General features: G+C 43.4%; 22 protein-coding genes and 1 tRNA gene. 14 read left to right on the top strand and 9 right to left on the bottom strand.

Features of this window, described 5'->3' with window-relative positions; all coding sequences use genetic code 11:
- Positions 1 to 10: 10 nt before the first annotated feature.
- The 7 genes from QW087_03920 (at position 11) to QW087_03890 (ending at position 6,403) form a co-directional block, all read left to right on the top strand.
- A complete protein-coding gene (locus QW087_03920) occupies positions 11 to 697 on the top strand; it encodes a PRC-barrel domain-containing protein (GenBank protein ID MEM2943867.1) in 687 nt (228 codons plus the stop codon).
- A gap of 54 nt (positions 698 to 751) precedes the next feature.
- Complete coding sequence (locus QW087_03915) at positions 752 to 1,684, top strand: ABC transporter ATP-binding protein (GenBank protein ID MEM2943866.1); 933 nt, start codon at positions 752 to 754, stop codon at positions 1,682 to 1,684.
- A complete protein-coding gene (locus tag QW087_03910; protein MEM2943865.1) occupies positions 1,681 to 2,709 on the top strand; it encodes an ABC transporter permease subunit in 1,029 nt (342 codons plus the stop codon). The genes QW087_03915 and QW087_03910 overlap by 4 nt, the downstream gene beginning before the upstream one ends.
- Positions 2,710 to 2,987: 278 nt before the next feature.
- Positions 2,988 to 4,700, top strand: coding sequence for an aldehyde ferredoxin oxidoreductase C-terminal domain-containing protein (locus QW087_03905; protein MEM2943864.1), 1,713 nt, complete (start codon positions 2,988 to 2,990; stop codon positions 4,698 to 4,700).
- Positions 4,697 to 5,035 carry a ubiquitin-like small modifier protein 1 gene (locus QW087_03900; GenBank protein ID MEM2943863.1) on the top strand — a complete coding sequence of 113 codons (339 nt, stop codon included), beginning with the start codon at positions 4,697 to 4,699 and terminating at the stop codon, positions 5,033 to 5,035. Before QW087_03905 ends, QW087_03900 begins: the two co-directional genes overlap by 4 nt.
- Positions 5,036 to 5,055: 20 nt before the next feature.
- On the top strand, positions 5,056 to 5,334 hold the full coding sequence (locus tag QW087_03895) for a hypothetical protein (protein MEM2943862.1): 279 nt from the start codon (positions 5,056 to 5,058) through the stop codon (positions 5,332 to 5,334).
- A 316-nt stretch (positions 5,335 to 5,650) separates the two neighbouring features.
- Positions 5,651 to 6,403 carry a ThiF family adenylyltransferase gene (locus QW087_03890; protein MEM2943861.1) on the top strand — a complete coding sequence of 251 codons (753 nt, stop codon included), beginning with the start codon at positions 5,651 to 5,653 and terminating at the stop codon, positions 6,401 to 6,403.
- Positions 6,404 to 6,430: 27 nt separating this feature from the next.
- Here the strand turns inward: QW087_03890 and QW087_03885 are convergent, their stop codons facing one another.
- Entirely contained in the window at positions 6,431 to 7,150 is a 720-nt protein-coding gene (locus QW087_03885) for a hypothetical protein (protein ID MEM2943860.1), read from the bottom strand.
- A gap of 306 nt (positions 7,151 to 7,456) precedes the next feature.
- On the opposite strand from QW087_03885, the gene QW087_03880 reads away from it, so the two are divergent.
- Positions 7,457 to 8,146, top strand: a complete 690-nt coding sequence (locus tag QW087_03880; protein ID MEM2943859.1) for an ATPase domain-containing protein — start codon at positions 7,457 to 7,459, stop codon at positions 8,144 to 8,146.
- 78 nt (positions 8,147 to 8,224) lie between these two features.
- Here QW087_03880 and QW087_03875 read toward each other — a convergent pair whose 3' ends face one another.
- Together QW087_03875 and QW087_03870 are read right to left on the bottom strand one after the other, a co-directional pair.
- The gene (locus tag QW087_03875; protein ID MEM2943858.1) at positions 8,225 to 8,809 is read right to left on the bottom strand and encodes a hypothetical protein; all 585 of its coding nucleotides are present in this window, start codon (positions 8,807 to 8,809) and stop codon (positions 8,225 to 8,227) included.
- Positions 8,806 to 9,612, bottom strand: coding sequence for a hypothetical protein (locus QW087_03870; protein MEM2943857.1), 807 nt, complete (start codon positions 9,610 to 9,612; stop codon positions 8,806 to 8,808). The genes QW087_03875 and QW087_03870 overlap by 4 nt, the downstream gene beginning before the upstream one ends.
- A 395-nt stretch (positions 9,613 to 10,007) precedes the next feature.
- Between QW087_03870 and QW087_03865 the strand changes: the two genes are divergently transcribed.
- The gene (locus QW087_03865; protein ID MEM2943856.1) at positions 10,008 to 10,385 is read left to right on the top strand and encodes a zinc ribbon domain-containing protein; all 378 of its coding nucleotides are present in this window, start codon (positions 10,008 to 10,010) and stop codon (positions 10,383 to 10,385) included.
- Between the two features lie 43 nt (positions 10,386 to 10,428).
- Positions 10,429 to 10,929 (top strand): RNA-binding protein, encoded by a 501-nt coding sequence (locus QW087_03860; GenBank protein ID MEM2943855.1) that lies wholly within the window; start codon positions 10,429 to 10,431, stop codon positions 10,927 to 10,929.
- A 188-nt stretch (positions 10,930 to 11,117) separates the two neighbouring features.
- On the opposite strand, the gene QW087_03855 is transcribed toward QW087_03860, so the two are convergent.
- A complete protein-coding gene (locus tag QW087_03855; protein ID MEM2943854.1) occupies positions 11,118 to 11,282 on the bottom strand; it encodes a hypothetical protein in 165 nt (54 codons plus the stop codon).
- 66 nt (positions 11,283 to 11,348) lie between these two features.
- Here QW087_03855 and sepF point away from each other — a divergent pair, with 66 nt between their 5' ends.
- Both sepF and QW087_03845 read left to right on the top strand, forming a co-directional pair.
- Positions 11,349 to 11,729, top strand: a complete 381-nt coding sequence (gene sepF / locus QW087_03850) for a cell division protein SepF (GenBank protein ID MEM2943853.1) — start codon at positions 11,349 to 11,351, stop codon at positions 11,727 to 11,729.
- 147 nt (positions 11,730 to 11,876) lie between these two features.
- Positions 11,877 to 13,190 (top strand): HD domain-containing protein, encoded by a 1,314-nt coding sequence (locus tag QW087_03845; GenBank protein MEM2943852.1) that lies wholly within the window; start codon positions 11,877 to 11,879, stop codon positions 13,188 to 13,190.
- 34 nt (positions 13,191 to 13,224) lie between these two features.
- Here the strand turns inward: QW087_03845 and QW087_03840 are convergent, their stop codons facing one another.
- Positions 13,225 to 13,746 carry an archaemetzincin family Zn-dependent metalloprotease gene (locus QW087_03840; GenBank protein ID MEM2943851.1) on the bottom strand — a complete coding sequence of 174 codons (522 nt, stop codon included), beginning with the start codon at positions 13,744 to 13,746 and terminating at the stop codon, positions 13,225 to 13,227.
- Between the two features lie 84 nt (positions 13,747 to 13,830).
- Positions 13,831 to 15,285 carry an RtcB family protein gene (locus QW087_03835; GenBank protein ID MEM2943850.1) on the bottom strand — a complete coding sequence of 485 codons (1,455 nt, stop codon included), beginning with the start codon at positions 15,283 to 15,285 and terminating at the stop codon, positions 13,831 to 13,833.
- A 314-nt stretch (positions 15,286 to 15,599) separates the two neighbouring features.
- Here QW087_03835 and QW087_03830 point away from each other — a divergent pair, with 314 nt between their 5' ends.
- A complete protein-coding gene (locus QW087_03830; GenBank protein ID MEM2943849.1) occupies positions 15,600 to 16,823 on the top strand; it encodes a DUF835 domain-containing protein in 1,224 nt (407 codons plus the stop codon).
- Here QW087_03830 and QW087_03825 read toward each other — a convergent pair.
- A tRNA-His gene (locus QW087_03825) sits at positions 16,802 to 16,877 on the bottom strand. The two genes, QW087_03830 and QW087_03825, sit on opposite strands and share 22 nt — an antisense overlap.
- 365 nt (positions 16,878 to 17,242) lie before the next feature.
- On the opposite strand from QW087_03825, the gene argF reads away from it, so the two are divergent.
- Positions 17,243 to 18,157, top strand: a complete 915-nt coding sequence (gene argF, locus QW087_03820; GenBank protein ID MEM2943848.1) for an ornithine carbamoyltransferase — start codon at positions 17,243 to 17,245, stop codon at positions 18,155 to 18,157.
- On the opposite strand, the gene QW087_03815 is transcribed toward argF, so the two are convergent.
- Together QW087_03815 and QW087_03810 are read right to left on the bottom strand one after the other, a co-directional pair.
- Complete coding sequence (locus tag QW087_03815; protein ID MEM2943847.1) at positions 18,147 to 19,598, bottom strand: DHH family phosphoesterase; 1,452 nt, start codon at positions 19,596 to 19,598, stop codon at positions 18,147 to 18,149. The two genes, argF and QW087_03815, sit on opposite strands and share 11 nt — an antisense overlap.
- A complete protein-coding gene (locus QW087_03810; GenBank protein MEM2943846.1) occupies positions 19,576 to 20,385 on the bottom strand; it encodes a ribonuclease H-like domain-containing protein in 810 nt (269 codons plus the stop codon). Before QW087_03810 ends, QW087_03815 begins: the two co-directional genes overlap by 23 nt.
- Positions 20,386 to 20,508: the final 123 nt, after the last annotated feature.

The raw sequence follows: 20,508 nt of genomic DNA, 5'->3' as shown, positions 1-20,508 counted from the left end.
TGGGATATTCATGTTGAAAATGGAGGACATAATTGGCCTTGAGATCGTAACTTCGGACGCGAGAATTGTGGGAACTGTCGAGGGCGTTGCCCTCGATATCGAGAATTGGTACATTCCGGCGTTAAGAATTTCCGTAAAAAAAGGTTTAGAAGATGCGGTTGGCGTAAAAAAACCATTGTTCTCATCGGCTAAGATTCTATTGAAGACCGACAAAGTTGAATCAGTGTCGGATACGATAACGCTATCTGTACCCATAAATGGGATTAAGGATGCATTATTGGATGAAGAAATGACCGTTACAACTGCAGCAGACATCGTTGGGAAGAGAGTCATCTGCAGGAAGGCAAGGCAAATCGGCTTTGCAAACAATATTATCTTCTCCCCAGAAAGGAAATGGTCAATCCCCTTCGTCGAGGTAAAGCTTGACAAGGAAGCAATTGATTATTTGAAAGTCAAGAAATCATTGCTATCAACTCCCCTCATTAAGATTCAAACCAGCGACATCAAAACGATTGGAGATATGATCATACTGAAAATCGATGCCGAAGAGCTTAAGGACTATCTCGAGATGAAGCCGCGTAAAGCTGAAGCAGCTGCATCAAAAGACACTTCTGCTGAAGGGTTATCAAAGTCGCGAGAAGACTCAGGTGCGGGACTGAAACAAGGAGAGTCACCGGATTACAAGCCAAGGCTTTAATTCATAAACAACGTTTGACTCCTGCCTAACTTTAAAAAAATTATCCTGGAAACGGTGAAGTATCTGATCGAGACGCTTAATCTTACAAGGAACTTTGGAAACATAATCGCTGTTGAGGATCTTAATCTGACAATCCGCGATGGAGAGGTCTTCGGTTTCATCGGTCCAAATGGGGCTGGAAAAACAACAACGATCAGGATGCTCTGTTGTCTCATAGCCCCCACCTCTGGTACAGCTTTTCTCAATGGCCTTGATATAACAGATCCCGATGATGCACTCAAGATAAGAGGAATGATTGGTCTCCTTCCTGAAAGTCCAGGACTTTACGAATCTTTGAGCGCATATCGAAATCTAGATTTCTTCGCTCATTTGTATGGCGTTCCGAAGAGCGATAGAGAGAAAAAAATTAGGGAGCTGCTGATGAAGCTAGACGTATGGGATCGACGAGATGATCCCGTTGCTAAGTTTTCGAAGGGAATGAAGCAGAAGATCGCGATAGCAAGGGCGCTTGTTCATGAACCAGATTTTCTTTTCCTTGATGAACCTACCTCGGGACTCGACCCGCTCGCTGCGGTTACGGTTCGAAATTACCTCGTCGAATTGAAGAAGGAAGGTCGTACAATCTTCATCAATACACACAACTTGGACGATGCAGAAAAAATATGCGATCGAGTCGGTATAATTCAGCGGAAGCTGCTTGCGACAGGTTCTGCAGAGGACTTGGCGAGTAGGCTTTGGGGTAAGACAACGCGAATCCAGTTGAAAACAATCACCCCCCAGCTCATTGAAGCAGTGAAGAGACTCCGCAGTGTGCGATCTGTCCGCTGGGACGATAAAACCCTGATGATCGATGTCGAGAACCCAGAAGAAGACAACCCCATTATTGTTCGCTCACTCATTGAGGCCGGAGGAGAGATTGAATTTGTTGAGGAGATGAGGCGGGGGCTCGAGGATATTTATTTGAAGCTGATTGGGGGATCGAGATGAGGCTAGAAAAGATCCTGACTGTTGCAAGAAAAGATCTTGCTGAGTTTAGAACAAATAAGTACATCTTGTTCAGCCTCATAGCGATGCCTCTTGTCATGGCTGTGGTCATGCCAGTTGTCTATCTAGTTCCCGTAACGATGTTCGCTGGACCTAACGAACAAGAGCCTCTCAATTTGAAATTCAATATTTCTATAACTGTCATCGGTGGCAATATATCTGAGCTATCGTTGAAAGATCTCCGACTGGTCGGCGCAAACCTCACGAATTCTGTGCTCATTTCATGCGTATTGGAGGAATGTAATATATCGGGTTCGGTGATACGCGATTCATGGATTATCAATTCGACTACAAGTGAGTCGCTAGTGTTTCACTCCAATCTTAAGAATACCCTCAGAATAAATTCAGTACTCGATCGGTGTGTGGTTATCGGAGAAGTGAGCGAAGCTGAATCTTTTCTTAGGGTTTTCATTGATTCTTTGCTCATGTTCTTCATCTTGATTCCCTCAGTGATCCCGACAGTGATCGCTTCTTACAGTTTTGTTGGAGAGAAAATCAATAAGAGTTTAGAACCCCTGTTGGCAACGCCTACAACCGATACTGAACTGCTTGCCGGCAAGTGTGTTTCAATATTCATTCCGACTATGGTAGTGACTTGGATAAGCCTCGTACCATTCATTGTTCTCGTTGATACTATCGTATTCCCAGTAATTGGTTACTATCCATTGCCTAATCTTGTGTGGATTATCGGGGTATTTGTACTTGCGCCACTTTTCTGCATACTCAGCATCCTCGTAAACATGTTGATATCCTCTAAGGTTAGTGATGTAAGGGCATCGCAGCAAATAGGCGGGCTCGTGGTGCTGCCCGTGGTCGCTTTTTTCATTATAGCGATAACTGGTCTCGTAACGCTTGATCTTCTTTTCATGCTCTCCTTTGTTTTGCTTACAGCCGTAATCGATGCTGTCGTCTTTTATATCAGCCTCAAAGTCTTTCGTCGGGAAGAGATTCTAGTGAGCTGGAAATAAAATCGATTGCGTATAATATGTAAAACATTTTCTTGGGTCACATCTTCCATGCATTCCCCTTTAATTATTTTGAGAAAGAGATGGCAAGTGTGCTATTCTTCAGTGCAGCTAAAGAACGAAGATCAATTGTTTCAAGATAGCACGTCGAAATGTTGATTAGAGCATATCCATAACATCTGATAACTGATATGAAAATTCAACATTTTTCGAAATTTATTTAAGTCGGAATGTGATATTAAAATTTTAGGGGGTGATTAATTACGTCAAAAATTCTGAGAGTGGACATGACCGAGCTCAAAGCCAAGTACGAGGACGTGCCAGAGAAGTGGAAGAATCTTGGCGGTCGTGGTCTTACGTCAACAATTGTTGCTGATGAAGTACCTCCAACTTGCCATCCACTTGGACCCAACAACAAAGTCGTCCTGGCGCCAGGTATCGTAACGGGAACAAGCGCGCCGACTTCGGGTAGAATATCTGTGGGAGGTAAATCGCCATTGACAGGCGGGATAAAAGAAGCGAACGCAGGTACTAATTTTGCCCAGAAAATTGCTAAGCTAGGAATAAAAGCAATTATTGTACAAGGGCAGCGAAAAGGCTCATTTTATGGTGTCAAGATCACAAAGGACAAAGTCGAATTTTTCGATGCGAAGCCGTGGGTTGGAAAAGGTCTCTATGAGGTTTATCCACAGCTGAGGGAAATATTCGGAAAGAACATCGCTATTTGTTCTACGGGTATTGCTGGAGAAATCGGCGGTGCTGGTGCTGGGGTATGCTTCAACGACGTTGACGGTTTGCCCAGCAGATACGCGGGGAGAGGCGGTCTGGGAGCAGTAATGGGAACGCGCGGACTGAAATTCATAATCGCGGATGATGAGGGCGCTCCGGGCGTCGAGATTAAGGACAAGGAGCGGTTCAAAGAGGGAACAAGGAAGCTCACTGCAGCGTTGCAGAAACACGACATAACGAAACCTGGAGGAACTTTGAACAGTTATGGAACAGACGCGCTTATTAACGTCATCAATGAAGCAGGAGCCCTTCCGCACAGGAACTTTTCTGCCGGTTACGATGAGCTGGCGCCTCTTGTATCTGGTGAGAAGAAGGCAGAAATTATCAAGAAGAGAGGCGGCGAAAGACCGCATGTCTGCAGCCCTGGGTGTATTATTCAGTGTTCGGAGGTCTGGGTAAAAGAAGGGGGTAAGGATCCGGTTGGAGTTTTGGAATACGAATCAGTGTGGGCTCTGGGACCAAACTGCGGTATTTATAACTTGGATGATGTTGGAGAGCTAAACCGTGCCTGCAATGATCTTGGTCTGGATACGATAGAGATGGGAGGCACGATCGGTGTTGCGATGGAAGGAGGGATCATTAAATTCGGCGATGGAAAGGGTGCGCTGTGCCTGCTTGAGGAAGTTCGTCGAAAATCGCCTTTGGGTCGCATCATTGCAAATGGGACGGAATTCACCGGTAAGGCATTTGGTGTGACGAGGATCCCAACCGTAAAAGGACAGAGCATTCCAGCGTATGATCCAAGACCCATCAAAGGCATTGGAGTTACGTACGCAACAACGCCGATGGGAGCAGATCATACAGCAGGTTATGCGATTGCACCAGAGATTCTTGGAGTTGGCGGAAAAGTCGATCCACTTGACAAAAAGAAGGCGGATTTATCAAGGGCCCTACAGCAGAGCACCGCATTTATCGATAGCTCTGGATATTGCTTGTTCACTGCATTTGCAATCATGGACATACCTGAAGGCTTTGAAGGTATGGTCGAGTCCTGCAATGGTGTTCTCGGCACCAATTGGAGTGTAGATGATGCAGTGAAGCTCGGTGCAAAGATTCTTGAGGTTGAGAGGAAGTTCAATAAGGCAGCTGGATTCACAAAAGCACAGGACAGGCTTCCGGAGTTCATGACATTAGAGCCCTTGCCACCGAAGAATGTTGTATACGACGTGCCTAACGATGAGCTCGATCGAGTATTTCCAGAATGAATAGAAGGGAATTAGGCGAAACCCTTTTCTCTTTCCTTTCTCTTATTTTTATTGCCATGGCCGTTCGAGTGAAGCTATTTGCCACGCTTCAGGATCTCGCAAAAACAAGCGAGTTGTATTTGGAAGCGTCTAATGTGATGTCTGTTTTAGAACAACTGGTGTCGAAATTCGAGAACTTACGAGATGAGATTTTTGATGATTTTGACAAAAAAAAGGTCAAGATGAGGGTAAAGGTTATGGTAAACGGGTACAATATCGAACATCTCAAAGGATTCGAAACTCCATTGTCAGATGGGGACAGAGTTGCCGTTTTCCCTGTGCTTGCTGGAGGATAAAGAGGAATCTGGTGATATTGATGGCAATTAAAGTTAAGCTGTATGGAAAATTGAAAAAGTATGCATCTATCGTAGATTTCAGTGGGCAGGTTGGAATTGTTGAATTAGACGGTTCTGCAATCAAGAGTATCTCGGATATATTAAAGAAATTAGGTATCAATCTCGAAGAAACAAGTCATTTATTCTTAAACAATGATTACTCTGCACCGGAGCGCGAAGTCAGAGACGGCGATATCGTCGCAATATTTCCACGTGATATGGCACTGCTGTATAGGTGGTATTTCAGCAAGCGCGCATAGGTCTCGTACAGATATTAAACAAAAAACCAGCCCGGTTCAGGTATACGATGCTAAAGAATAACAGGCAACGCCCCAAATTCATCAAAATTCTCTATCGGCGTACCGGGAGAAACACAATGTTAATTCAAATTATTTCAGCATTGGTGCAATAGAAATCCTTAATTGAAAAATCGTCCATTAGATCAATACCGCGTCTAAATAAAATTGATGCGGATTGCGATATGTAGGTGTGGTTGCATCTCTACAATGAATTGGAGGCGATGAATTTCGCTGATAAAATTGTGTTGTATGGGAATCAATTAAAGGGGCCAATGGAATGAATGATAGCAGGTTTTCAAATCGGGAACTTGAGAGATATTCAAGGCAAATAATGATCGAGGGGTTTGGAGAAGACGGGCAGAGAAAATTAGCAGAAGCTACTATTGGAATCATGGGTCAAGGTGGGCTTGGATCTCCAGTTTCTACATATCTTGCCGCGGCGGGCGTTGGGAGACTGATTCTCGTCGACTATCAAATTCCAGATATTTCCAATCTGAATAGGCAGGTTCTTCACTGGGAGGAAGATGTAGAAAAGAGAACACCAAAAGTGCAATCTGCTGCCTGGAAATTAACTAGGTTAAATTCTAGCATTGAGGTCATACCAAAGATGGTTAAGGTTACTGATGAAAATATTGATAGTGTATTTGAAGGGGCGGATTTAATAATAGACTGCCTCGATGATTTTACCCCCCGTTACATGCTTAATGATTATTGCATCAGGAAGAAAATGCCATTGATTCATGGTGCTGTCGAAGGGTTTCATGGCCAAATTACCACCATAATTCCCGGAGAAACACCGTGTCTCAGGTGTTTATTTCCCAAACCCCCTCCGAAGAAAGGGATTTTTCCGATTATTGGAGTCACGGCTGGCATTTTTGGAATTCTTGAAGCTGCTGAGGCCATCAAATTGATAACCCACTTGGGAGAGCCGCTAAAATCCAAGTTGCTAATCGGCGATCTCTTGTACCAATACTGGGAAGCTATTGAAGTTTGTCGCACTGATAAGTGCCCTGTTTGTAGCCATCTGTAACCAATATTGTCAAACGGCTTACTATTGCTAAACAAAGTACATCCTTGTGTTGTATCTGAGAGCGGTCTTTCCTGCGGCTTCAAGTCTATCCAACACACCTGCATATCTTCTTACGGCCATCTTACCTTCTGCAACTAATTTCTCTCTCAGAATGGAAATTTCGTCAAGTAGCCTAATGATTTCTTCCTTCCCTAGCTTTCGCCCCTCCTTCGCATATTTTGGAACATCAGCGATTATGGAGCAGTTGTACTTTCTTGCGATATCTGGTAATGCGCTGTTGTCTGGACCGAATGTTCCAATGCACCCTCGTCCACTGTCCCACGACAAGGGACATTTTGAGCAAGTCTCATTTAGTTCATCGAATCCCAACATATCCCATTCGGTTATTTTGTTGTCAGGGGATGCCTGAGCAAGCACACTCTCTCTCATATTCTCTGGAATTTTAGCAACCTCAATCCAGCCAGTATACCTTTTGACAACTGATTGGTGCAGTCTCGAGGAATCATCAGCATTTCGTATCTTTGACAGGTAAATCTCTCCCGTTTCTTCCGCAATTCTATTCCTCTTAGCGAAAGCATTCCAATCGTTGCCGAATATGCGCTTTGCCGTCTCGACATCAACAACCTCATCGTAATCTGCGTAGTTTTCGAACCCTTTAATTGATGGCAGGTAGACTTTTATGATGGTGTTTTTCATTTTCCTACATAAAGCCTCATTGCTGTCGAGTTCGCTAATCGCAATGCTCATACCCATACTTTCAGCCTCTCCTCTTCTATCGACTTCCGGCCCGCAAGCGCAATTGATGTATTTATCGCTTCCCTGTCTTATTTATTCCTGTAAGACCATTCTTTCTCATGATTTAGTCATAATGCAAAAGTGATTTGAACGGCGAAGCGTGCATCAGAAATATTTCTTTTTTTTGTCACTATGAGAGAGATTTTATCATTTCCAAAATGAACTTCGTTTTCTTCAAAAAAACATCAATAAATACAGGCAAGTATCTATCTGGGAAATAAGCATGAGGTACAATGCTGGTAATTAAACGGGATTTTCATGGTGATTGAAAGGATATCGACTGGGATCGAAGGACTGGATCGATTAATCGTTGGTTTTCCCAAAGGAAAAAGTATCTTGATTACTGGAAAACCAGGTGATGGGAAGACAGTAATGGCCCTGCATTTTATTAAGGAGCGTTGCGAGAAAAAGGAAAAAACGGCATATATAGGCATTGAAGAGATTAAGGAAAATATATTCGAACAAGCGACAGCCTTTGGGTGGAACTTAGAGAAGTATGAATCTGCAGGCTATCTTAGATTTTACTCAGTGCTCCAGGAGAGATCTGCCGAATCCAATCATTCATTTGAATGTTTAATAGACAGCGGATTCGTCGGATTGCTGAATTTTCTAGAATCTGATGTCAAGAATGTTATCATCGATAATCTAGGTCTGCTTGCCCCTGATATGGAACGCTCGCAATTTCTGCGGCAAATCAATTATTTGATTTACTCTCTCGAAAAGCGGCGTTGCACCGCATTGATTATTCTTGACGAATCAACGACTCAAAACTTTGGGGAATGCGTTTTCCATCCTTTTTATGGTATCATTCGATTGTTCAGGAGAGACAATCCTTATACAGACTCAAGAGAAAGAGCCATTGAAATAGTAAAGATGAGAGGAGTCCGGACGCCTATCGATTACATTTTATTCGATATAACAAACCAAGGAATCAAGATGCCTCAGTAAAACTGTTCACCCTTAAATGCGCCTTTTCAAACAATCCTTAGCGCCTTTTTATAGCTAAGCGGTATCCAGTTGTCTAGATCATTTGTTTGTTGTTTCGCTCGACTCAGATGGCCTTTCGTTCGTTGATGTTTCTTCAACTTCATCACACACATGCTTCGTCTCGTTTAGTTCACTAGATTTAGATTTTTCTTCTGATTTCATCTCTTCTTTTCTCTGTACGTGGTCCAAAAATTCCTTTCTAAATGAGACAAATTCTGCAACATAGAGTGCCCCACCGAGTGCTGCTATAACGATTAAGACAACAACAAACATGGAGAAGTCAAACGTGATTTCCACTTCCTCTGCATGAATGTTAATAATTCCTCCCTGCAATACAAACCAGATCCACGCACATACGAGGGCAGCAGTCATCATTCCGAAAATGAGTCTCGATATTGATCCCTTCGGATAAAAGCCCTTCAAGAAACTCATTATGATTATTGGAATTCCAATAGTTAATATCGCACTTCTCGTCACCGCAAAATAGTCACCGAGGATCTCTTCTCCAAATTTCGAAATGACAGATATTATGATAATCGGCACAATCAAGAAGTTCAATGCGCTGATGATCGCCGACAATGCACCTTTCCATAATACTCCGTGTTTAAATGAGAACTCGCTCAAGGCTGACCCCCTTGCCATTGGTACTGAAATGATTTCTTGTCGCTAATACCTTTGAATTCAACCTCAAATGATATAGTAAGCAAATCTGACGAGGTCAATAAATACTGCGCAGCTTCGCCGACTATCAATACCTCCATTGATTGTTCATTATGCACTGAAAAAACGATTGCCGTCTCTTTTTCTGCTATTTCAGAGGTGCTGTTGAATATTGCACAGCGTAAAATCAAGCTCTGTCCTTCCAGCATCGGCGATCCGTATATATAATATGGAATGAAGAATGTCATCGCCTCCGCGCTGGAGTCATAACTATGAGTGATCCCCTCGGTGTGGATCCCGTAATCGTTAATCATCGGTTCGAAATCGATCGTCTCGTTTAGTGCTAAATTAAATCTGAAAAATCTCATCGTGTAGTAACTGTTGACTTCGATCAGCATATTGAACTGGCCACCTTCAAATACGAGACTTCTAAGGTGCGAAGGGCTAAAATCATTAAGATTCATTTCCAATTCGACATTAATTCTCTTGTCCTCTCCTGCTTCGACAGTTACTGGCTCTGAACTATCTTCAGCAACGGTTTCCCCCTGGAGATCGGTTACTACATAATGAAACAAGAGGTCTTCGATGCTGAAGTATCCCCCGTTGCTGATTTCAATGGGAAGGGACATCTTCAGAATATCCCCCTCGAGCTTAACTCCCCCCTCCTCGTCTTGAGGTGTGTCTACTCTCAATCCCCCCATTGCCAGCGGCAAAATGCTCAATATAACTAGCGCTGCAATAAAGAGGCTAAGAGTAATTCGGACCAATCGTACGAAAAAAATTCCCCATCGCATGCAAAGGTATAGCTGAATTCCTGTATAAAAGGCCAACGTATTATTGCGAAGTTTGCCGCTGTCGGCATCTACGTTGGGATTTCTGGAACTCAAAGCTTAACTGCTAATTGGAAAAATCTTGACACATCACTTATTCCATTCTCGATCATTCCTAAGATCTTCTTCGGGAGGGAATTAACCAGAACTGGCCAGTCTAATCATTTAAATTCATCATGCTAAGTATTATCATTCTTGGTAAATGCATCCTTAAATTCTTATAAAGGGGCACACAATTAGTAGATACTTAGAAACTCTGAAACCTCCATTCCTGATATGTTTGGCTCAGGAGCAATCTTCAATATCATGGGATTTGCTGAGGGTGTGTAGCTATGAAAGACAAGTCGGATCAAATAGAATGTCCAATCTGTAGCAGGCAGATCGCTGCAGACGCGAGAACGTGTCCTTACTGCGGGGCTGAGTTCGAAAGTCATGATCTGGTGGAATTGGAGCAGGTTGCAGAAGAACTTGTACGGGAAGGATCTGTGGTTGCTATGGATCAACAGACCTTTTCTTCGACGGAACAGGTATCGCCTCTTTCTGTCGAGGCCCCATCGGGCTCCCATGTAGGAGTATCGGGTACAAAGATTGAAAACAGAAGACCACAGTTCTCCAATGCGAATCAAGGTGGATCGGTTCAGAGTTCAGAAGAACAAACTAGAAAGGAAAGAAAAGGCATTTTTGGAAGATTCAAATTTAGAAAAAATTGACGTATTAAAAGGATTTTTATGGCCGTGCCTTATTTTAGACTCAATGTCCGATCTTAGAGTTAGAAAGCGTCACAGACTTAGAAGGAAAGAAATTGATGCAATAGCAAATGAAATTTCCTCGAAGCTTGGTGTAGAGGTTTTCAATGCAAGTGACACGGTCGATAGAGCTGAGAGTAGCGATTTTGATTTAATCTTCGTGAACAATGAAATTGTAGCAGTAGTATATGAGGGCAAGCCTTTTCTCACTATGAAGGGTTTGTTGAAATATAGACCCCAGCGAATGTTTGTTACGGTTGATATGGGAGCAGTACCCTATATTTCCAATGGTGCGGATGTCATGTGTCCTGGTATCGTTGAGATCGACGAAATCATCAGGGAAGGCGATTTAGTTTGGATCAGAGATGTAAGAAACAGGGTGCCAATTGCAATTGGAAAGGCTTTGATATCAGCAGAAGATATCAAGAAAAGTAAAAGCGGAAAGGCGGTAAAAACACTGCATTGGGTTGGAGATAAGCTGTGGAAATTTAGCGAAGAATTGGGCTGATCAGTCATATGGATTTTTCACATCGAATATGCTTTAACATTTTTTAATCTTGAATGTTAATTTCCTAGAGATGGGAAATGCAAAAATCATTCTGCGATCTGATTCAAGAAATTTCGGATTTTCTTGATCTGGAACATAGCAAGTCATGCACCTGAAATAGAAATTTTCTGAAGGTAACACAGATTTTATTAGATGTGTTTATTTGCAGATTCAACAGCGTACCTGAACCAGAAGTGCCTGAGCACATCAGGATACTGTGGACTAGACACATCGATTATGCACAAAATAAGTTGATGGATTAATGTAACATCGCTAATTGCTTTCAGAACAACGATTTTTCTTTCAAGAAACATCCAATGCAATGGGTGCCTTTCAGAAAAGATTAATAATGCCTCGGGCCATTACATTGAGGGGATGCGATGCCATTGATTAGAAAGCCGTTCGGAAAACCTAAGGAGGAAGTCGAAACCGTTGAGAGCGATCAGTATATAGATCTTGGGGAGCTGAGTTTTGACGAGGGAAGCCCTCTTTCAGGTAAAGGAATGATTAAGGTTGCTGAGATTTACAGGTACGAGGATTTGAGAACGATTACACAACCTGTCTACAACGGAAACATACTCATCATTGATTATTCTGCCATTGCAAACGACTCTCTTACCCTTAAGCGAATCACAAGTGAGCTCAAATCCGTTGCTCGTGACACGAATGGCGATGTTGCCGCTATCGGTAGGAATTTCCTTGTAGTGGCCCCAAATGGAATAAAAATTGATAGGCAAAAGATCAAAGGCGGTTTTACTTAGACTTTTGTCCCTATCCATGTCCCGTTTCTCTCTATTTCTATTTCTGCTCTTATCTAGGAATACTAATGTAACCTCATTGCGTTCTATTTTTTTGAATTTCTCATCAATTCAATAACAATAAATATTCACAACGCTTTTGACGTTTAGGTGCCAGATTACAAGATTGTTCACGATAGTGTTCACGGTAGCGTGAGACTCAATGGGATATTTCTCAAACTTCTTGAGCGCCCGGAAATGCAGCGTCTGCACGGTATTCATCAATTGGGGTTAGCGCATCTTGTTTTTCCTGGTGCAAACCATACGAGACTCGAGCACTCACTAGGAACCTATTTCATAGCAGAGAAAATGGCAAATGCTTTGCAGTTATCTGAAGAGGAAAAACTCTGCGTAATGGCAGCTGCACTCCTGCACGACATAGGTCATCCTCCCTATTCTCATACGCTTGAGGCAGTATTGAACGATCGCCTTGGTCTCACCCATGTAGAACTCACAAAATCTATTATATTGGGAGAAAAAATGTCTGTGAATCGCCGAACAATGAAATTTCTTGGCGTATCTGGTACGATACGCGATCTTCTGGAGGAAGCAGACATATCGCCAAATGATGTGGCAGAACTGGTTTCATCATCTTCTCCTAATTTTTCGTTACAAAGTCGTCTTGAGGTGGAGGGAGGACAGGGCTTCTTTGGTGGAAGAAATTACTTACGGCAAATGATACACGGTCCGATTGATGTGGATCAAATGGACTATCTGTTGAGGGACGCCCATTATACCGGTGTAGCTCACGGGACGATAGACCTTGACAGACTTCTCCAAACTGTTGCAATCTTTCATGGAGATCTTGTCGTTGATAAGAGCGGTCTGGTTGCCGCCGAAGGACTTCTCGTGGCCAGGGCGTTAATGTACACTTCAGTATATTTCCACAAGACCGTTCGAATTGCTGAAATGATGCTCTGCAAGGCTGCTGAATCAGCGCCTAAAGACGTCTTTAATGATATCCAAATGGAAACTGATTGTACGTTTGCATCAAAGCTATTGAGATCTGGGGGAGAAGCGAGGTGTATAATGACGGCACTACAATACCGCCACCTTTACAAGAAAGCATTTTCGATAAACATCGCCGATCTCGATGAGAACACTCTTTCATGTCTTTTAGAACTTACAAACTATTACAAAAGAAAAGAGGCTGAAGCGAAAATTGCTAAACGCGCCAAAATCAAGGAATCTGATGTAATCGTGGACGTCCCTGAGAAGGAACTATTAATCTCCGAACCGCGCATCGGCAAAACCGACGTTCCAATACTCGATGGGAATAAAGTAAAGAGCCTTGCAAGGCACAGTCCCCTGGCAAAGGCGCTGCAGAATAGAAGCGTTCACTCATGGGCTGTAATGGTGTCGGCACCTGAAAAATATAAGGATATTGTCGGTGACGTTGCAAAAAAGGTTATCCTCGCTCAGTAATTTTCATCATCAAACTTCATGTCCAGAAGGAAGGCTAATGGAAAGACTTGATGGCAAATTTCCTTGGATCTATTGCAATGAAACAACGTTCGCAAAACCAGGCCTCCTTCGCATCAGTGTCAAAAATCGAATTGGAGAAAAACATAACACACTTTCTGTTGCTACAATGACGAAGACCTAGTACATGTCCGATCTCATGGATCGCCTCTTTTTCAATTCTGTTGTAGAAAATCTTTGTGTCGTGATGTAAAAGCCTTGCAGTTGAAATTAAACAGCATCTCCCTCCGACTTCCGCCCGTCCGAAGACAAAATTGAGCCCTTCAGCATACAAGTCAACGTGTGTAATCCCAAGAAGGATGTTGCCAGGAAGATTCTTCAAGATTTTCAGAAGATGCCAACTGTCATATTGATTTCTGCAAGGGTTATATGCTGCTTGAGGGACTGGCATTTTCGATGAGATTTGGGGAACCCCAAACTTCGATTCAAGGCGACCTGCAAGGTCTTTGATAATCTCATCATCTAGATCTCCAATTGGGATTATCAATAATTCGATCAAATCCTCGGCTCACCTCGATGGAATTTTGTAGCCCCTTAGATGTATATTTGGACGACCTCCCAGCTGGATTGTAATTTTTTTATATCAGCCTTTCATAACACCGATTGGCCAAAGGCGGGCCACTTTCTTTGACAACCCCGCACCTTCTACGATAGATACAACATGATCAACGTCTTTGTAGGCGCCTGGAGCCTCTTCTATGATCCCATCCCTTGTGCTGGACTTAATATATATTCCCCTGCGTTCAAGCTCCGCGCACACCTCATTTGCTCTGTATCGCCGAATAGCAGCTTCTCTTGACATCAGTCGGCCTGCTCCATGACACGTTGATCCGAAGGCCTCTTTCATAGTTCTATCCGTACCAACCAATACGTATCCGCCAGAACCCATATCTCCAGGGATAATGACGGGCTGCCCGATATCTCTATATTTGGCGGGTACTTCGTTCATACCTTTAGGAAATGCTCTGGTTGCCCCTTTGCGATGGACGCATACCTTCACTTTCTTTCCATTCACGATGTGTTCCTCAATTTTCGCTATATTATGTGCCACATCGTAAACGCAGTGCATATCCATATCCTCTGCACTGCGCTTGAAGACTTCCTCAAACGATTGCCGGACCCAGTGGAGTATCATTTGTCTGTTTGCCCACGCATAGTTAGCGCCACAAGCCATGGCCTTGAAGTAATTTTCACCTTCTTTTGAAGTCAACGGCGCACATGCAAGCTGACGATCGGGAAGTTCAAGTTTTCTATCTCTCGTAGACTTCTCCATAACAGCGAGGTAATCAGTTGCTATTTGGTGTCCACACCCTCGCGATCCGCAATGAATAGTGACTGCGATCTGGCCCTCGCTAACAAGTCCAAAGGCTTTAGCCGCTTCGTGATCATAAATCTTCTCCACGACGTCAACCTCTAAAAAATGATTTCCTGAGCCCAATGATCCTACTTGAGGGATGCCCCTATCCTTAGCTTTCTTGCTTACCGCATCGGCATCTGCTACCTTCATTCTCCCCTCTTCTTCCGTAACTTTAAGATCCTCTTCCCAGCCGTAGCCCTTTTTAACGGCCCATTCTGCCCCTAACTCAAGAATGTCGTCTATTTGATTTGCGGCAACGCTTGTGACACCTTCTGAACCAACGCCAGCTGGAACGTTTCTGAATAAAACGGATATGAGCTCTTTGATCTTGGGTTTAATATCCTGAACCGCAAGGTTAGTTCGCACGAGGCGGACTCCGCAGTTGATGTCGAAACCTATGCCACCAGGAGAAATTATGCCATTTTCAGCATCAAATGCGGCGACACCTCCTATCGGAAAACCGTATCCCCAATGAATATCAGGCATAGCAAGAGCCTTTCCAACAATGCCAGGCAAACATGCCACATTCGCCGCCTGCTCCGGGGCGTTATCAGCTCTCACAGTATCCAGCATCTTGCTGTCAATGTATAGGATACTGCTGGTTCTCATGCATTTCTTATAGTTCTGAGGGATTTCGTAGCGAAAATCGTCGATTCTATTGAGCGGGCCGTTCCATACCATGGGCGTGCACCTCCGGCATTTATACACCAATTTCTTTATTAATTCTTTGAATGAAATCTGAGGGGAACGTAGGAGTTATCATTTTTCAACATTTACTTCTTTGTTTTCATCGCAGGTCGAATTGTTCGATCTATTTATCCGTCCTGAGCAACTCTTTATTTCACTCATTCAATCTCGTCCAAATAAATTCTAAGTGTCTCATTATTTGGATATTTTTTGCTTACTGACTCGATCTTTTCATCAAAATATTTTTGAAATGATCAACCGTCCGCAAAGAAAAGCATTTTAGTACGATCGATAATCAATGCAATTTAATGCTAGAAGGCCAACACATCTACTCCCTCATTTCGCCCATCACGGGCTCATTTGCGTTTATGATTGGTGTGTATGTCATGACAAAAAATCCCTTTCTTCCAGCCTCAAGGTTCTTTGCTTTTTTGATGTCCCTTTTTCTCGTAGCTGGATTTCTCGATTTCCTATTTATGAACGTGGAAGATGAGGCAACAGCTAAGATCCTTGCAAGGCTCGTCATTTTCATTCTCGTCATCATCTACGGCGGCTTCCTATACATCTCCTCGTTTCTCATATCTGGATCTAGATGGCGGAGAATTTTCTATCCTTCGTACCGATTTATCATACCTCTATTGATATTTGCATCAATCCCAGCGATGCTTGTCTCGGAACTTTTAATGACGGACATGGGTTGGAGTATTCCCGATTCACCTGCTGAGTATTCGCTCATCATTATCCTCGCTGGATATGCAAGTGCAGCTCTTATTATACTTGCGGATGTATACAAACATTCAAAAGATAGCAAGTTGAGAACCCAGGTAATACTATTAGCGACTGGCATAGCATCTCCGCTATTGTGGGCTTTGTGCCTCGCCGTCATGGAGTTGTTCGATTCAGACTTACCTTCTATTTTATCCCCTGGTTTTCTAATTGCATCACTCTTTTTCATGATTTGTGTGGTTAGACAAAAACTATTTGTTATTTCTCCTGAAAGAGAAAGGGGTGCGCTGATTCAAATTGCCAATGAACCCGCTCAATCAATTTACGAAAAACTCAGCCCCCCTGTTTGTCTGGTTATCGAGAGCAAGAATTCTAGTATCGCCTACGGCGCCTTTATTGATCAAATTTCGAAAGGAAGGAAAGGTATTCTGGTGACCAGATACCATCCTGAACTCATTTCACAGAAATACGGGATTCACAATACGCCCATTATCTGGTTGGCAGCACAACCAGGTGCCGATCGAATCGATCCCAGCAATCTTTCAGTCTTACAGCATACAATTGTCGAGTTTTTAAGAAAGGGTGAGAACGCCGTTGTAATGATCGACGGAGTGGAGTATCTTGTATCAAACAATACGCCAGAAAAGGTTCTGAGAGTTCTTTTGTCTATCAAGGACGAAGTAATCACTGCAAAGTCTATATTGATCATTCCAATTGACCCCGAAACCATCGAAACGCGCTATCTTTCGATTCTGGAAAAGGAATTCGAGTGCACAAGATTATATGGGGCCGGGACCGAGATTTGAACTCGGGTCTAGGGATCCACAGTCCCACAGGATACCAGGCTACCCCATCCCGGCCATGCGGCGGATGTGAAGATTTGTTTCATAATAAATGTTTTTCTTTGTCGGAATAACAAGAAAATTTTTATGAATTCTTTGGTACTCAATGTTGCAAACCGATGGCTAAATCTTCACCAGGATAGAAAGCAAAAACTATTAGACTTTCTGAAAATAGATAGTCTGGTATAGATAAAAACAGTTATTTATTTGACTTTTATATTAAATTCAACCGTTTAGTTGGTTCGCTTCGTCCAGTTGAGTAAGGTCATTTCATATTCTTCTCATGTGTATTCGCAGTTCATACAAATCCGACAATGAAGGCATTCTGTAGCTCGCTGCTATTCGCAACAATTAAATGCATTGTTTAGGTTCATCATCAGATAATGATGAAGCGAGACTTACTTTCTGTCAAGGACTTGCTATCAGATATGAATGAAGTTCTGACTCTAGCCCAAAATCTTAAAGAGGGAAAGATCAGAAAAGACGGCATGCTCAAGGGGAAAACGCTCGCCATGATATTTGAAAAGCCTAGCACCCGAACAAGAGTTTCCTTTGAGGTTGGGATGGCTCAGCTTGGCGGACATGCGCTTTATTTGAGCCCGAAAGACCTTCAACTAGGACGGGGGGAAACAATTGCTGATACGGCAAGGGTCCTCAGTAAATACGTGAATGCCATAATGTACCGTGCTTTCAGTCATGACGCCCTGCTCGAACTAGCCAAACACGCGAGCGTCCCAGTTATCAACGGGCTTGACGACGTTGAACACCCATGCCAAATTGTCGCCGATCTTCTTACCATACTAGAAAAGAAGGGGGGTTTCAAGGGAATCAAAATGGCGTATGTTGGAGATGGCAATAACGTGTGCAATTCTCTGCTACTTGGTGCCGCGATCGTTGGACTCAATTTTGTAGTTGCGTGTCCATCTGGCTATGAGCCAAATAAAGACATCGCTGCCGAAGCAAGATCGATTGCCCATCGAAATGGGTGTGAATCGTTGATTGTAAGAGATCCTGTCGATGCAGTCAGAGGTGCCGATGTCATTTACACAGACGTTTGGACCTCAATGGGACAGGAAGAAGAAGCAAAAGTGCGCGAGAGTGCATTCATTCCCTACCAAGTAAATTCACGGCTTGTTTCGAATGCAAAAGAGGACTGTATAATCATGCACTGCCTGCCCGCTCATAGAGGGCAGGAAATTACGGATGAAGTGATTGAGGGCAAGAACAGCGTTGTTTTCGATCAAGCCGAAAATAGATTACATGCGCAGCAAGCTATCTTGCTGAAGCTCATTCAGTAGCTCTTGATGAAAGTTGGAATTCGATGATTTTATCAATTTCTTCGATGAACTCGATTTCTTTCCCTGCGTCGATTGTAGCACCAGCGGCAATATTATGTCCTCCACCGATGCCGCCGACCTTCTTCGATGCGAGTTTCACAGCCTCGGCAAGATCGAGCCCTTTCTTAACCATATCTCTGGTGCCCCTTGCAGAGACCTTGATTTTGTTGTTTTCGGATTGAGCAAAGGCAACGATCGGCAAATCAGAGGGGATTTCGCCCGACCCAAGAACCATTCCAGCTACGATGCCGACAATGCTGTCAAGAATTTCATCCTTTCCATGAAAGTATTGCACATTGCGTCCCCTTACTACCCCTAGTCCCTTCACCAGGCAAATCGCGTCGGCTAGATTTCCTCTGTGATTTTGGAGCAATCTCAAACCAGCTTCGAGGGCCTCTTCTCTATCTCCCTTGCAGATCTTCATTCCGATTTCGCCTTCCCCATATCTCCCGCAGGCATTGAGAAGAGTGGCAAATTCTTTTGCATCGTGGAGTGCCGTTCTTGGTTTTTCCTTTTTGAGAATGAATACTTCCCCAATGAGGCGCCTGACAGCCCAATGGCCACTTCCTGAGTCAATGAGATGATGACAAAGCGCAGAGGCAACTCTCCTTTTTTCTTCGAATGGCAGGTCAACCCAATGACGCCATTCAGACCCTTCAATCAATTGAATATCGAGTTGAGAAAGAAATTTGTTACATGCATCAGCGTTATTTGTTAATTGAGGTAGAATCGGATCCGTGGAATATTGGAGCATTTTGCTCACCGGTCTAGTTTCTCTTCCGAATGCACGTAAGTCTCTAATCGTCTCCATTTTGGAATATTTCTCAGCATCTTCTAGTATCTCTCTGTTCATACCCTGCAGTCTGCACTCCGTTGAATCCTGTAAATCTCCAATCGCCCCCACAATAGCTAAAGATGCAAGATCCATGTTTTTTTCTGTCATCTCTTTTGCGACCATATATGCGGTCCCAGCTCCACTCAATTCCGTGGACCCATCGATTCCAAAGAGGTGAGGGTTAAGATGCGTTTGAAGGAAGCTCATCAAGTTTACTTGGCCTTCATGCCGCCTTTTCAATGAGTTTTGTTCTGGAATGTGATGGTCGGTAACGCAGACGCAAGGATGCTTTATTTGGGAACGCACTCCGCTGCCCAGATCAACAAGCCATACGACATCTGCCGGATCTCCATTTATGCGGGCGATTTCGATCTCGTCCAGCCTTTTGACAAACCTGACTATATGCTCAATACCAGCGCGCTCCAAGGCCATCGAGGCGATAGAGGCGCCGCATATACCGTCAGCATCTATATGCGTAACTATGGAAACTCTAGAAGATCCTTGAAGAATTTCGGCAATATCTTTTGCAGCATTCCTAAAACCCTCAAGATTTTGTACCCGATGCAATCCTCCGATCCCCCATCTTCTGTGATTCGGTGATAATGTTGAGTAATTCCCTTTTAAGCTGTTCGTACAGATATGTTGCCAAGGTGATCAGGCTTTGCGTATCTTCCCTATTGTAGCTAACGAGAAGTTTCAATGCATTCTTATTTCCTTTTTTCTCCCAGAGTTTCCAGAGATAAGAAGCATGTTCGCTTGTGAGATACTCTAGATTTCTTTCCCTCTTGATTCCGACCGCCTGCTCCACCTTTTTCAATCCTCCTGTGATCCCGATTCGACGGCAAGCATAATGCAGATCAAAATGAGGAATGCGTGATGCTATAAATGGAAACTCTTTTTCTAAGAGTGGAATATCGCAGGAGCTGCCATTGAATGTAACGAGAATCGTGCTGTCTTTAAGAATCTCACGCACTATGTTCCTAGTAAGGTTGATCCCCCTGATTAGAGAATGGGTTTGCCCGTTCCTGTGGATTCCTATCAAAGTAATTTTCTTAGACGGGCCCTCGCCGTCTATCTCAATATCCAAATAAGTAGCTCTATCTCGGAATCGAGAATAAATTCTCCATTGTTCAGATGAAGGAAGCATTGCTTTGAAGTATGAAGAGTTTCCTGCGTCAATAAAACGGAAAGCTAAAGAGAGTATCTTGTCGCATTTTTCTTTTCGAATCTTGCTGAAGCCGCTCACTTTACTGGAATTTATGAAATCTTCCCAAGTTGTAATTCCCATTCTCCAGAGTTTCATCTCAGTAGCATAGCTTATTCGGGGCAGGATTATGAATGAATTCTCGATCATCGATGATTGGCAAATGTTAAAGACTCTCTGTATCATTTGTGTAGGGGTTAGTGAAAGTGCACTGCTTGGATCATCATAAAGCACACATGCTGGTGGTCGTCATTTACTTTTTTTTGTCGATCA

The organism is Methanomassiliicoccales archaeon, from assembly GCA_038850735.1.
In the GTDB taxonomy this organism is placed as follows: domain Archaea; phylum Thermoplasmatota; class Thermoplasmata; order Methanomassiliicoccales; family JACIVX01; genus JACIVX01.
Note: the sequence above shows the minus strand (reverse complement) of the source record. Positions and strands in the feature narration are given on the sequence as shown.

Excerpts from the sequence above, each read along its gene's own strand:
- QW087_03890 (MEM2943861.1), top strand. The coding sequence starts at position 5,651 with ATGAATGATAGCAGGTTTTCAAATCGGGAACTTGAGAGATATTCAAGG.
- QW087_03810 (MEM2943846.1), bottom strand. The coding sequence starts at position 20,385 with ATGATCGAGAATTCATTCATAATCCTGCCCCGAATAAGCTATGCTACT.
- QW087_03865 (MEM2943856.1), top strand. The coding sequence starts at position 10,008 with ATGAAAGACAAGTCGGATCAAATAGAATGTCCAATCTGTAGCAGGCAG.
- sepF (MEM2943853.1), top strand. The coding sequence starts at position 11,349 with ATGCCATTGATTAGAAAGCCGTTCGGAAAACCTAAGGAGGAAGTCGAA.
- QW087_03880 (MEM2943859.1), top strand. The coding sequence starts at position 7,457 with ATGGTGATTGAAAGGATATCGACTGGGATCGAAGGACTGGATCGATTA.
- QW087_03910 (MEM2943865.1), top strand. The coding sequence starts at position 1,681 with ATGAGGCTAGAAAAGATCCTGACTGTTGCAAGAAAAGATCTTGCTGAG.
- QW087_03885 (MEM2943860.1), bottom strand. The coding sequence starts at position 7,150 with ATGAGCATTGCGATTAGCGAACTCGACAGCAATGAGGCTTTATGTAGG.
- QW087_03860 (MEM2943855.1), top strand. The coding sequence starts at position 10,429 with ATGTCCGATCTTAGAGTTAGAAAGCGTCACAGACTTAGAAGGAAAGAA.
- QW087_03855 (MEM2943854.1), bottom strand. The coding sequence starts at position 11,282 with ATGTTTCTTGAAAGAAAAATCGTTGTTCTGAAAGCAATTAGCGATGTT.
- QW087_03835 (MEM2943850.1), bottom strand. The coding sequence starts at position 15,285 with ATGGTATGGAACGGCCCGCTCAATAGAATCGACGATTTTCGCTACGAA.
- argF (MEM2943848.1), top strand. The coding sequence starts at position 17,243 with ATGATGAAGCGAGACTTACTTTCTGTCAAGGACTTGCTATCAGATATG.
- QW087_03920 (MEM2943867.1), top strand. The coding sequence starts at position 11 with ATGTTGAAAATGGAGGACATAATTGGCCTTGAGATCGTAACTTCGGAC.
- QW087_03900 (MEM2943863.1), top strand. The coding sequence starts at position 4,697 with ATGAATAGAAGGGAATTAGGCGAAACCCTTTTCTCTTTCCTTTCTCTT.
- QW087_03895 (MEM2943862.1), top strand. The coding sequence starts at position 5,056 with ATGGCAATTAAAGTTAAGCTGTATGGAAAATTGAAAAAGTATGCATCT.
- QW087_03830 (MEM2943849.1), top strand. The coding sequence starts at position 15,600 with ATGCTAGAAGGCCAACACATCTACTCCCTCATTTCGCCCATCACGGGC.